8 protein-coding genes are annotated in these 12,148 nt (G+C 63.1%); 7 read left to right on the top strand and 1 reads right to left on the bottom strand.

Features of this window, described 5'->3' with window-relative positions; translation table 11 throughout:
• Window positions 1-7 precede the first annotated feature (7 nt).
• Complete coding sequence (locus BOO69_RS18260) at window positions 8-1,576, bottom strand: phytoene desaturase family protein (RefSeq protein ID WP_071973473.1); 1,569 nt, start codon at window positions 1,574-1,576, stop codon at window positions 8-10.
• A 110-nt stretch (window positions 1,577-1,686) separates the two neighbouring features.
• On the opposite strand from BOO69_RS18260, the gene BOO69_RS18255 reads away from it, so the two are divergent.
• The 7 genes from BOO69_RS18255 to BOO69_RS18225 all read left to right on the top strand — a co-directional run bounded on the left by BOO69_RS18255 (window position 1,687) and on the right by BOO69_RS18225 (window position 12,148).
• On the top strand, window positions 1,687-2,478 hold the full coding sequence (locus BOO69_RS18255; RefSeq protein ID WP_071973472.1) for a cyclase family protein: 792 nt from the start codon (window positions 1,687-1,689) through the stop codon (window positions 2,476-2,478).
• A 3-nt stretch (window positions 2,479-2,481) separates the two neighbouring features.
• Complete coding sequence (locus BOO69_RS18250) at window positions 2,482-4,044, top strand: phytoene desaturase family protein (protein ID WP_071973471.1); 1,563 nt, start codon at window positions 2,482-2,484, stop codon at window positions 4,042-4,044.
• Window positions 4,041-4,517, top strand: a complete 477-nt coding sequence (locus tag BOO69_RS18245) for a MarR family winged helix-turn-helix transcriptional regulator (protein WP_071973470.1) — start codon at window positions 4,041-4,043, stop codon at window positions 4,515-4,517. Before BOO69_RS18250 ends, BOO69_RS18245 begins: the two co-directional genes overlap by 4 nt.
• Window positions 4,518-4,530: 13 nt before the next feature.
• Window positions 4,531-6,681 (top strand): thiamine pyrophosphate-dependent enzyme, encoded by a 2,151-nt coding sequence (locus tag BOO69_RS18240; protein WP_071973469.1) that lies wholly within the window; start codon window positions 4,531-4,533, stop codon window positions 6,679-6,681.
• A complete protein-coding gene (locus tag BOO69_RS18235) occupies window positions 6,678-8,279 on the top strand; it encodes an indolepyruvate oxidoreductase subunit beta family protein (protein ID WP_071973468.1) in 1,602 nt (533 codons plus the stop codon). The genes BOO69_RS18240 and BOO69_RS18235 overlap by 4 nt, the downstream gene beginning before the upstream one ends.
• Window positions 8,280-8,430: 151 nt before the next feature.
• On the top strand, window positions 8,431-8,673 hold the full coding sequence (locus BOO69_RS18230) for a hypothetical protein (protein WP_071973467.1): 243 nt from the start codon (window positions 8,431-8,433) through the stop codon (window positions 8,671-8,673).
• A 55-nt stretch (window positions 8,674-8,728) separates the two neighbouring features.
• Window positions 8,729-12,148, top strand: coding sequence for a glycosyltransferase (locus BOO69_RS18225; protein ID WP_216636994.1), 3,420 nt, complete (start codon window positions 8,729-8,731; stop codon window positions 12,146-12,148).

The following is a 12,148-nucleotide window of genomic DNA, read 5'->3' as shown; positions in this document are numbered from 1 at the left end:
TTTCCAGTTAGTTTCCGACAAGTTTTCTGGCCAGGAGGGTGCCGGGCCCTGCCCCTGTGCCGCCACCGGGCCAGACTGCAGCACCGGTGTGATAGAGATTGCGGATCGGTGTCGTCCCGTCGGCGTAACCCAGCGCGGGACGGTTGATGAAATGCTGATGCAGGTGGTGACTGCCGCAGACCTGATCGCCCCCGACAAGGTTCGGATTGTCTGCCTCGAACATGTCCGGCGTCACCACGTGTTTGCCCAGTATACGGTCGCGGGTACCTGGCGCGTAACGCTCAAGTATGTCCAGCGCGCGGTCGGCAAAGGGTTCCGCGGCGTCCTGCCAGTTTCTGGCGGTGATGCCACCTGCCGCGTCGCCCCTGATCTGGCCCGGCGCCATCCGGACCTGAAGCCACAGCACGTGCTTGCTCGCAGGCGCGCGCGACGGGTCGACGACCGTGGGCTGGCCGCAGACGATCACCGGTTCGTCCGGCAACAACCCGGCCTTTGCCTGGGCATAGGTGCGGGCCATCTGATCCATCGACGGGGCCATGTGGACATAGGCAAAGCGTTTCAGCTCCGCTGCCGGCCATTCGGGCAACTGGTCCATTGCGAGGTGGATCATCACGGTGCCCGGCGCGTGCTGGAACGTCTGCATCGCGCGTTCGTGGCGCGCGTCTCCGGTACCGCCGGTGAGCTTCAGCAAGCCGGAGGGAGAGACATTGGCGATCACTGCCTTCTCGGCACGCACGACGCTGCCATCCGCCAGGACCACGCCGATCGCGCGGCCGCCGGCCTGTTCAATGTTGGTGACCTTTGCATTGCAGGTAACCGTGCCGCCCCGGGCTTCTATCATCCCGATCATCGCATCGGTGATCGTGCGGGCGCCGCCCTGGCCCAGGACCATGCCGAATGCCTGCCCCGCCATCGCCTCCAGATAAGGGAAAACAGCTCCGCCCGCGATATCCGGGGCAAAATCCAGATGCATCCCCCAGGCCGCGAAGGTTGCCTTGACCCGGTCATCCTGGAATGTCTGGTCAAGCCAGGCACGTGGCGACGTCATCAGGAATCGCGCAAGGTCGAGCGCGCCTGAGGTGCCCCGCTTCCACATTGTCTTGCCCATGACGGCGCCCAGCGCCCGCGTGTTCATCGGGCTGCCAAGCACGCCGAGAATAGACTCTGCATCGGAAGGAAAGCTTTCGGTCAGGCCCGTCCAGGCCTCGGCGTCCGCTTCCGAGAATCCGCGAATCCGGGCGGTTGTCAGCGCGACGTCACTGGAAATACCCAGCCACCGGCCATCGGGAAAAACGCTCGCAAACGGATTCGCTGTCGGCGCGAAGGCAAGCCCGTGTCGCGCCAGTTCCGCCGCATGCAGCTGATGAAACTGCGATCCCGCAAACAGCGACAGGTTCATCGCCCCCCAGTCGTGCCGATAGCCCGGCAGCGTGTATTCCCCGGTCTTGACCGCCCCGCCGGGTTCGGCGTTCTGTTCAAAGATCGCGACCTTCCATCCGCGCGCCGCGAGGTGACACGCGCAGGCCAGGCTGTTGTGGCCTGAACCTATGAAGATCGCATCGGGATTCTGTGCCATGTTCTACGGACTCCTTGCACAAGATAATTGCAAACGCATGTAATTTTGTCTAGCATTGATTCATCTATCAAAGCGTGCAGCCAGCCACGCAGACCTAGGGAGTTGAAGAAATGAACGCGACGGATGTTGTAAGCAATCTGGGGGCGATGCTGGCCTCCGGCGGGGTCGAGGTGGTCGATTGCACCGGGGTTCTGGGTCCGAACACCCCGATCCTGCAGTTGCCCCCTGATTTCGCCAAGAACACGCCGAAAATCGAGATTCACAAGATTTCGGAATACGACAACGACGGCCCGTTCTTTGCCTGGAACTGGATGGTGCTGGGCGAACACAGCGGCACTCATTTCGACGCGCCCCACCACTGGATCACCGGCAAGGATCACGCCGATGGCTATACCGACAAGCTTGACGTGCAGCGCCTGATCGCCCCGGTCAACGTGATCGACTGTTCCAAGGAAGCGGCCGAGAACGAGGATTTCCTGCTGACCGCGGACCACATCAAGGAATGGGAAAAGGAACACGGCGAGATCAAGGAAGGCGAGTGGGTCGTGATGCGCACCGACTGGGATGCGCGCGCGTCGGATGAATCGCGTTTCCTGAACGCCGACGAGAACGGTCCCCACAGCCCCGGGCCGACCCCCGAGGCGATCGAATACCTGCTTGGCAAGAAGATCGTCGGGTGGGGCACCCAATGCATCGGTACCGATGCCGGTCAGGCCGGCGGGATGGAACCGCCCTTCCCCGCCCACAACCTGCTGCACCGTGACAATTGCTTTGGTCTCGCCTCTCTGGCGAACCTGTCGAAACTTCCCCCGAAGGGCGCCGTGCTGATCGCAGCGCCGCTCAAGATCGAAAACGGGACAGGCAGCCCCATCCGAGCGCTCGCGCTCGTACCGAAGGGCTGACCGGTGGCCGCGGTCGATCACCTGATCATCGGGTCGGGCATCAACGCCCTTGTCGCGGCGGCAATGCTGTCGCGCAAGGGCGACAGCGTGCTCGTGATCGAACGCGAAGACAGGATCGGGGGCTGCATGTTCACCTCCGATCAGGTCACCCTGCCGGGGTACCACCACGACGTGATGGCGGCGACCTTTGTCCTGTTTCTCACCGGCCCTGCGTACGAGGCGCTGGGCAAGGACCTGGAGAGTCACGGGCTGGAGTTTTGCCATTCCGCGCATCCGACCGCCGTCCTCAGGCCGGATGGCAGCTGTCTGACCTTTGCGATGGATCGCAACCGCAACATCGCGACATTCAATGAACTCGGTTCCGGCGACGGTGACCAGCACGCACGGGATGTCGGAAGCGTCGAACAGGATGCGGATTTCCTTTTCTCACTGCTCGGACAGCCGCTTTGGTCGCGGAAAACGGCACTGTTGCTGGCGAAACAGGCGTGGAAGCGTGGCTTGGGCCCGCTGAAGGCATGGTTCGGCGAAGCGCTCGAACCGACCCGTGGCTGGCTTGAAACACGCTACCAAAGCGCCGAGGTACAGGCCCTCTGGGCGCCTTGGGTGCTGCATGTGGGCCTGACGCCGGAATCCAGTTACAGCGGCCAGATGACCCGTGTCATCGCCTTTGCGCTGGAGGCCGCCGGGGCACCGGTGGTCAAGGGCGGCGCAGGACAGGCCGCGGCTGCGTTTGCGTCCCTGATCAAGGCAAATGGTGGCCAGATCCGGACCGGCGTCGAAGCAGCACGCATCCTGACCGAGGGGGGCAAGACCATCGGGGTGAGGACAGCAGCAGGCGAAAAGTTGTTGGCCCGCAACATCATCGCCAGCACCGCACCGGGGCAGCTTTATGACACGCTGCTCAAGACCGAACGCACGCCCGAGCCGACCCGAAAATTCCGGCACGGAAGGGGCAACTTTCAACTGCATTACGCCCTCGACGGCCCCGTGGAGTGGAAAAGCGACGGGCTGGAAGATGTTGCACTGATCCACTTGGCCGAGAGTGTCGATTCAGTCTCGAAGTCCTGCAACGAAGCCGAACGCGGCATGCTGCCCGCCACGCCGACCATCTGTGTCGGCCAGCCGCACCGGCTGGATCCCTCCCGCTGCCCTGACGGCAAGGCGATCCTGTGGTTGCAGATCCCGGATGCGCCCCGCGTGATCAAGGGGGACGCGGCGGGCGAGATCGAAACCACGCCGGAGTGGACCGATGCGATGCGCGAAGCCTATGCGGACAGGATCGAAGCCATACTGAAGGCCCATATCCGAAACTGGGACGACATCAGGCTCGAACGTAAGGCCTATTCTCCGGCCGACCTCGAATCCATGAACATCAACCTCGTCGGCGGCGACCCTTACGGCGGCGCCTGTACGCTCGACCAGTTCTTTGTCTGGCGTCCCTACGCAGGGCAGAACAACAACGACACGGCCATCAAGGGTTTGTACCACATCGGCGCGTCGACGCACCCCGGCCCCGGCCTCGGGGGCGGATCGGGATTCAATATCGCAAAGGGGCTTGGCGCATGAAGCAGGAGGAGTCGCAGCAGGATGCTCTGAGACTGGGCGAAATGGGGCTCGAAAACTTCGCGCCTTACCTGATGAATCGCATCATGGGCCGTTACAACGCTTCGCTGTCCTCCGAGATGGCGGAGCTGGGGCTGACCACGCCGCAGATGCGGTCATTGGCTGTCCTTTCGGTCATCGACGGAATCCTGATCCGCGAACTTGCGGTCTATGCCGTCGTCCAGCAGTCCACGCTCAGCCGCGCGCTCGACGCGCTGGCGGTCGCAGGTCTGGTCCGGCGGGAAACCGATGAAAAGGACAGCCGTGCGACACGGGTGTTCCTGACCGACGCCGGTCGCGAAGCCTACGATCGGCTCTGGCCTCATATGTCGGCCTCCTACGAGGCGATGTTCAAAGGCATCAACGCGACCGAACAACGAAACTTTGTCGCGACGTTGCAGACCATGCTGCGCAACATCCGAAAACACGATTTCTGAGAAGGGTAATTCGATGGCTGAACGGTCGTTCAAGGCAGAGGTCGAACATCTGCGCAAGGGGGACGGTGACGTGTTCACCGGCGAAGGGATTCTCGCGATCACCAAGGCGCTTCTGGAAAATGGCGTCGGGTACGTCGGTGGCTACCAGGGTGCACCGATCTCTCACCTGATGGATGTGCTGGCCGACGCCGAAGAATTGATGGCCGAACTGGGCGTGAGGTTCGAGGCCAACGCCTCGGAAGCGGCGGCGGCTGCCATGCTCGCCGCTTCCGTCCATTACCCGATCCGCGGGGCCGTGACGTTCAAGGGGCCTGTCGGCGTCAACGTGGCGTCCGACGCCCTGGCCAACCTGTGTTCATCCGGCGTGAACGGCGGCGCCCTTGTCATCGTTGGCGAGGATTACGGCGAAGGGTCGTCCATCATGCAGGAACGGTCCCATGCCTTCGCGATGAAGTCCCAGTTCTGGATGCTCGATCCGCGGCCCAACCTGCCATCCATCACCAAGGCGGTGAAAGACGGTTTCGAATTGAGCGAGGCGTCCAATACGCCGGTGATGCTGATGGTGCGCATCCGCTCCTGCCACGTCACCGGCAGCTTCGCGACAAAGGACAATGTCCCGCCTCCCCTGACGGTGAAGGAGGCCATCGCGAACCCCCAATCGGATTTCAACCGCGTGGTTCTGCCACCCATGAGCTACCTGCACGAACAGGACAAGATCAAGAAACGTTGGCCCGCGGCGGAAAAGTTCATCATGGAGAACGGGTTGAACGAACAGTTCGGCCCCAAGGACGCAAAGATCGGCATCGTCGTGCAAGGTGGCATGTACAATGGCCTGATAAGGGCGCTGCAACGGCTCGGTCTCGCCGATCTGTTTGGAAGGACGGAGATCCCGATCTACTGTCTGAACGTGACCTACCCCCTTGTCAGAGACGAATTCGACGCGTTCTGCGAAGGCAAGGATCACGTTCTGGTGGTCGAGGAAGGTCAACCGGAACATATTGAGCAGCATCTTGGCTCATTTCTCTACAAGGCCGGCCGCCGTCTGAAGCTCTATGGCAAGGACGTGCTGCCGATGGCGGGGGAATATACCGGTCAGGTGATGCTGGACGGGATCACCGCATTCCTGAAATCCGCCGCCCCGGATATGCTCCCCGGCCAGGTCCGTGCGCCGAATGCGGAAGAACCCAAGATCCCGGACCTGAGCAAGACCGTGCCGATCCGCCCGCCGGGCTTCTGCACCGGTTGCCCCGAGCGTCCGATCTTTGCGGGGATGAAGCTGGTCGAGCAGGAGCTGGGCAAGCACCAGATCACCGGCGACATCGGATGCCACCTGTTCGGGTCTCTGCCCCCCTTTGAAATCGGCGGCGCAACGATGGGATACGGGCTTGGCCCCGCGTCAAATGCCGCCTTCGACGGCGGCGGGGAACGCAGGGCGATCTCGATGCTGGGCGACGGCGGGTTCTGGCACAATGGCCTGTCGTCTTCCATCGGCAACATGGTGTTCAACAAGTCCGACAACGTCGTCGTGATCGTGGACAACTACTATTCCGCCGCCACGGGCGGTCAGGATGTTCTGTCCTCGCGCGCGCAGAACGATACGAAATCGACGAACAACCCGATTTCCGCTGCGCTCAAGGGCGTCGGCGTCGAGTGGATCAGGCAGATCGACCACACCTACGACGTGGGCAAGGTGCGCGACACGGTCCGCGAGGCGCTGACCACCGACTTCAAGGGGCCCAAGGTGATCGTGGCCTCATCGGAATGCATGCTGAACAAGCAACGGCGAGAGAAGCCGCTGCGCAACAAGGCGATCAAGGAAGGTCGGAGGGTGGACATACCGCGGTTCGGCGTGGACAGTGACATCTGTACTGGCGATCACGCCTGCATTCGGCTTTCCGGATGCCCCTCCCTGTCGCTCAAGCGGCTGGATGACCCGCTGCGGGACGACCCGATCGCGCATATCGACCAGACCTGCGTGGGCTGCGGAAACTGCGGCGAAGTGGCGGATGCGGCGGTGCTTTGCCCGTCCTTCTACCGTGCGGATGTCGTGCACAATCCCGGCGGTTTCGAACGGTGGCGGGCCAACATGCGGAACAGGGTCATCTCGTGGCTCCAGACACGGCGCGATTCCAAGCGGCTGCGCCTGACAGGAGCGCCCACATGAACATGCCTCTTCAACAGAAGACACCCGATGCAAAGATAGGCGAGATCATCAAGCTGGCCGTGATGGCGGTGGGCGGCCAGGGCGGCGGCGTGTTGACCAACTGGATCGAAGCGCTGGCAAGATCGCAGGGTTACGTGTGCCAGGCCACCTCCGTCGCCGGTGTCGCCCAGAGGACCGGCGCCACGATCTACTATATCGAAATGGCGAAAAAGGCCGATCTAGAGCCTGTTTTTGCGCTCGCGCCCGCGGGTGGCGACGTTGACGTCCTGATCGCTGCGGAAATGATTGAGGTCGGCCGCGCGATCATGAGAGGGTTCGTGACCCCCGACCGGACCACCTTGATCGGTTCGACCCACCGCGCGTTGGCGGTCTCGGAGAAGATGACACCCGGCGACGGGATCGCGGATGCGGACGAGGTACGCGCCGCGGCAGAGGTCGCGTCGCAGAAGCTTGTCCTCGCTGACATGGATGGGCTGGCGGTTGCTCAGGGCTCCGTCATTTCGTCCAGCCTGTTCGGTGCGCTTGCCGGCTCGGGCGCGCTGCCGTTCCCGCGCTCGGCGTTCGAAGACGCGATCCGCGCGAGCGGCAAGGGCGTCGAAGCCTCGCTGCGGGCATTCGCCGCGGGGTACGATGCCGCGCAGCTTGGTGTGGATACAGGCGACGGGCCGGAAGAAGGCAAGGCGCCGGAGCTGAGCGGCCCCCAACCGAAAGCCGGTGGCCTGACCGCCCCCGAGGAAACCGAACGCGCCCCCGCGTTGACAGGCCCCGACCGGGAAATGGACCGCTGGACCGAGCTCTTGGGACGGGCCGAAGCGCTGCCCGACCCTGTGCGGGAGATCGCCGTGCCGGGTCTGATGAAAGTCGTCGACTTTCAGGATTGCACCTACGGTGAAGCCTACCTCGACCGCGTGGAGGAAATTGTCGAAAAGGACACGGCGGAGAGGGACTGGCTCTTGGCGGCCACGGCCGCGAAATATATCGCGAATGCAATGGCCTACGACGACATCATCCGCGTGGCCGACCTCAAGACCCGGGCGCCGCGCATGGCCCGGATCCAGACCGAGATGGGCGCGAAAGAAGGGCAATTGATGGAGCTTACCGAGTTCTTTCATCCGAGGAGCGAAGAGATCGTCAGCCTGCTCCCTGCCCGTTTGGGCGCGCGCTGGGAAGCCAACCCCAGACGCATGGCGCAGATCGACAGGTGGTTCAACAAGGGCCGTCGCCTGCGGACACATTCGCTGCGGTCGTTCCTCCTGCTGCATTTCCTCGGCGGCCTGAAAGGGTACCGTGTGAAGACGCGCAGGCACGAGGTCGAGATGGCACATCTCGAACAATGGCTGAAGGACAGTCTCGAACCCCTGTCCGAAGATTACGCGCTCAGTGTCGAATTGCTCAAGAACAGGCGGCTCATCAAGGGGTATTCCGATACCCACGCCCGAGGACTGACCAAGTTCGCGACCGTGATGAATGCCGCCAAGCTGCTGCGGGGCCGCGAGGACGCGGCGGAATGGATGAACCGGATACGCGAAGCCGCTTTGCAGGACGCCGAAGGCAAGGCACTGGAAGGGGCCATCCAGACCGTTCGCAGCTTCGCATGACGGAAAGGCCTGGCCCTCTGGACCAGGAGGGCCAGGATTGATAACGGTTGTGCGCCCCGGACCGACGAACGAGTGACACCAGTAGATGACTTCCCCCCGCCCCGGAACAAGAACGCACGAACTGCGTCTTGCGGATGCCGAAGCATCACTGATGGTCCGTCACAGAGAGCTGGCACACATCACCGCCGCTCTTGTCGACAAGGAAGCCGAACTGGAAGCGCAGACCCGACAGATCAAGGCGCTGGAAGCGCAACTTGAAGAAGCGCGGCAAGCGTTGGCACATGCGCAGGGCATCGTGGACTACAACCTTGCCGACCTCGCCTCGATCCGGGCCAGCACTTCATGGCGCCTGATGGCTCCGATCCGAAGACTGGGGCGGGTCTTTGGAAGATAACACGCGACAGCTTGCATCGTTGGATGGACCGAAGCTGACTGCCAGCCGTCCGCTGTTGGGCGACACCGCGTTTCTGGAAAGCTCGCCCTATTTCGACGCCTCCTGGTACCAGAACCAGTACCCGGATGCCGTCGATTGCGGGCTGTCCCCAGCGGAACATTACCTGTGGGTCGGGGCGCTCATGGGTCGCGACCCGTCGCCCTATTTCGATGGCCGCTACTATCTCGAACGTAATCCCGAGGTGGCAGAGGCCAAGATGAACCCGCTGGTGCACTACCTGCGGCACGGACATGCCGAGGGCCGCCGCGCGCGTGCGGACGATGTTTCGCCGCCCCTTCCGCACAACAGGCCCGCGCAGGAGATACTTGGCCCTGCGCCTTGGGCTGACGCACTGCGGCAGTGTCCATTGCAGAGTATCCTGAGCGGACCCGATCCTGTCGAGCATCCCCCGTCGCAAGCCCGCGCCCTGGCCGCTGCCATTCTCGCGCAGGGCGCGCGCGCCCCGACGGTATCCGTCATCCTGCCGCTGGTTGGCCGTGGGTTCTTTCGGGCACTGGATTCCGCGCTGGATCAATCCACGCCGCCGATGGAAATCATCCTGATCCACGGGCCATCCGACGACGAGACCTTGTCTCAGATCAGGCGTGGCTACACTGAAAAGATCCGTTCGGGCATGCTGCGGATCGTCCAGAGCCACGGCACAGGCACGACACAGGCTCTGAACACCGGGCTGGATGCCGCCCGCGGCGATCTTGTCGCCTATCTCGACGGATGGAGCGCCTGGAGACCGGACTACCTCAGGCTGATGACAGCGTGGTTCTGTCAGAACGACGATCTCTGCACCGGGTTTGCCGGATGGCGGCAGGCAACGGCACGACCCGGTCAATCGCGGATCTGGGGTGCGCCGTACGACCGCGCTGGGCTGTTGACCGAACCGCTGATAGACCTGAGTGTCTTCATGCACCGCCGCGTCGTGTTCGAACAGCTTGGCGGCTTCGACGATGCTGCCGGGGACAACGCGGCCTGGAACCTCATTCTGCGCCACACCGGCGTTTACGCGCCGGGCTATCTCGCATTCGTGGGTGCCGACGTGATGCGTGAACCGTCGCAAACCCTTGATCGTGAAGGCGGGCAGGACATGATCGTCCGCCACCGACAGGATCGATGGCGGCACGGCCTTGAAGCGCCCCGGATCGCCTACGTCCTGTGGGACTGGCCCGCACTCAGCCAGAGCTTCGTGATGGCGGAACTGCGGTGGCTGGTTTCGCGCGGGTTCGACGTGGAGGTCTTCTACAAGATCGCGCCCGACAGGTCGGCTGAAGTTGCCTTCGACATTCCCCAGCATCAGGTGACGACACCGGAGGCGCTGGCCAAGCTGCTGCGGCAGCGCGACCGGACGCTGGTCCACTGTCATTTCGCCTATCCCGCGATGACACTGTTGGCATGGCCCGCGTGTCGGCTTGCCAGCGTGCCTTTCACGTTCTTCGGCCACGCTGTCGATATATTCCTGCACAACAACATCGCGGTGAACCGCATCGACGAGGTGATGAACGATCCGCTTTGCCTGAAACTGTTCGTGCATGGCGAATTCCATCGCAAGCACCTCGAGGCGCAGGGCATACCGATCGAGAAACTGGCCTATGCGTTCCAGTGCGCCGACCTTGACCTCTTTCGCGGCATCCCGGACCGGCCCGCGCCAGAGAATGGCGCGACGTGGCGGGGCGTGTTCATCGGAAGGTTCACGGAAAAGAAGGGCATCGAAACGCTGATCGAGGCGGCCGCGCTGCTGCGTGACGAAGCGGTCCATTTCGACATCTACGGCTACGGTCCGCTCTGGGGGATCGTCCATGACCGGGCGGAGGCTCTGGGTGTCGACAATATCACCTTCCACGGGCCGCTGGATGATCGGCATGCGGTCCGAGATGTCCTCCGAAACGCCGAATTCTGCATCGTGCCCTCGATCGTGGCAGACACCGGCGACACCGAAGGATTTCCTACCGTGATCATGGAGGCGATGGCCGCGCGACGACCTGTCGTCACCACCTCGGTCTCGGCCATCGGGGACCACCTGATCGATCAGGTCCATGGGCTCGTCGCCACGCCGCGGGACCCGCAATCGCTGGCTGGGTCCGTCAGAAGTCTCATGAGATTGCCGGAAACGCACAGGATGGCGATGCTGCGCAATGCCACGACGTTCCTGCAGAGCACGACCGGGACGGACCGGACAATGGAGACCTACTGCGATACCTGGTACCATGCGCCGGTCGATATCGTGCTGGTCACCTACAACGCTCCCGGCCACGACGATGCCGAGGAAACCTTCGAGATCATCCGCCGGATCAGGACGCACACGATCACTCCCTACCGGCTGGTCGTGATCGACAACGGATCCGACGCAGAATTTCGCGCCGGCCTCGAAAGGCTTGCCGCCGGCATGCCGGACATGCGGCTGCACCTGTTGGAGCGGAACCGCTTTGTCGGGCCTGCGACGAACATCGCCCTCGCCGGGTCCGATGCCGTTTTCACGATCTATGTGTGCTCGAAGGAAGGTTTCGTCGCACGGCACGGCTGGGAACGGCCGCTGATCGACCACATGCGCCGTCGTCCTCACCTCGCAATGGGCGGCCACCTCAGTCATCTGCCGCGCCACACCTTGGGGGCGGAATTGGCGAAACATCCCGCCTTCCCCGCTTTCCGCAATCCGGCATTCGCGACCGCTCATCCCGAACGGCCCTTTCGACACGTTCAGGGAGGGATCTTTATCCTCCGGCGCGATGTCGTGAACCCGCAAACCTGCTTCTCCGACACCCTGCCACAGGCGAACACCGATGTGGAGTTCAGCTATTTCCTCGAAAGCCGGGGGCTCGAAATCGGGAAGATCCCCCAAGTCGCCTCGGTGACGGTCAAGACGCTTCCGCGCCTCGAAGCCGTTCTGGACGAGACGACGTGCGTGGCGCATCCCGTCACGCTGAACGAGGCGGTGCAGTTGGACAGGATGCATGTCGCGGGATCGACGCGCTGCAACCTGTGCCAGGGATGGGAATGCATCGCGCATGACGGGCGCTGCCGGCACTGCCGAAGTTCCCGCATGGATCGCAAGCTCTACCAGTACCTTGCCCACGACTGGCGTGCACACCGGGGCGGAAAGGCCTTGTTGGTCGATTGCGTCGCCTCGCTCGTCGATGCAATGGCCGCGCGGATGTTCGAAGTCTCTGCGACCACGTGGCAGGACCTGCCCCAATCAGACCTTTTCACGCTGATATGTCTTGGCAGCGGGCCCGATCACGAATTGGCAAAGCGGCTGCTTGCCCGTCTTGCGCCGGGGGGCCTCATGGTCTGGCCAGAAGGATCCGGCGCCGAGCCGGCGGCGCTGGTTCACACCACCATGAACCTGCGCGGGGGGATGCATCAGCAAGTGTCCAAGGTCTTGCAAAGCGATGGCAGACGCCTGTGCTGGATCGCCCGAGACGCCTGA

The organism is Sulfitobacter alexandrii (assembly GCF_001886735.1).
Taxonomy (GTDB): domain Bacteria; phylum Pseudomonadota; class Alphaproteobacteria; order Rhodobacterales; family Rhodobacteraceae; genus Sulfitobacter; species Sulfitobacter alexandrii.
This window is presented reverse-complemented; position numbering and strand designations above follow the sequence as displayed.

What these genes read in the sequence shown, in the direction of transcription:
- BOO69_RS18230 (WP_071973467.1), top strand. Translation starts at nt 8,431, where the DNA reads ATGGTCCGTCACAGAGAGCTGGCACACATCACCGCCGCTCTTGTCGAC.
- BOO69_RS18235 (WP_071973468.1), top strand. Translation starts at nt 6,678, where the DNA reads ATGAACATGCCTCTTCAACAGAAGACACCCGATGCAAAGATAGGCGAG.
- BOO69_RS18240 (WP_071973469.1), top strand. Translation starts at nt 4,531, where the DNA reads ATGGCTGAACGGTCGTTCAAGGCAGAGGTCGAACATCTGCGCAAGGGG.
- BOO69_RS18260 (WP_071973473.1), bottom strand. Translation starts at nt 1,576, where the DNA reads ATGGCACAGAATCCCGATGCGATCTTCATAGGTTCAGGCCACAACAGC.
- BOO69_RS18245 (WP_071973470.1), top strand. Translation starts at nt 4,041, where the DNA reads ATGAAGCAGGAGGAGTCGCAGCAGGATGCTCTGAGACTGGGCGAAATG.
- BOO69_RS18255 (WP_071973472.1), top strand. Translation starts at nt 1,687, where the DNA reads ATGAACGCGACGGATGTTGTAAGCAATCTGGGGGCGATGCTGGCCTCC.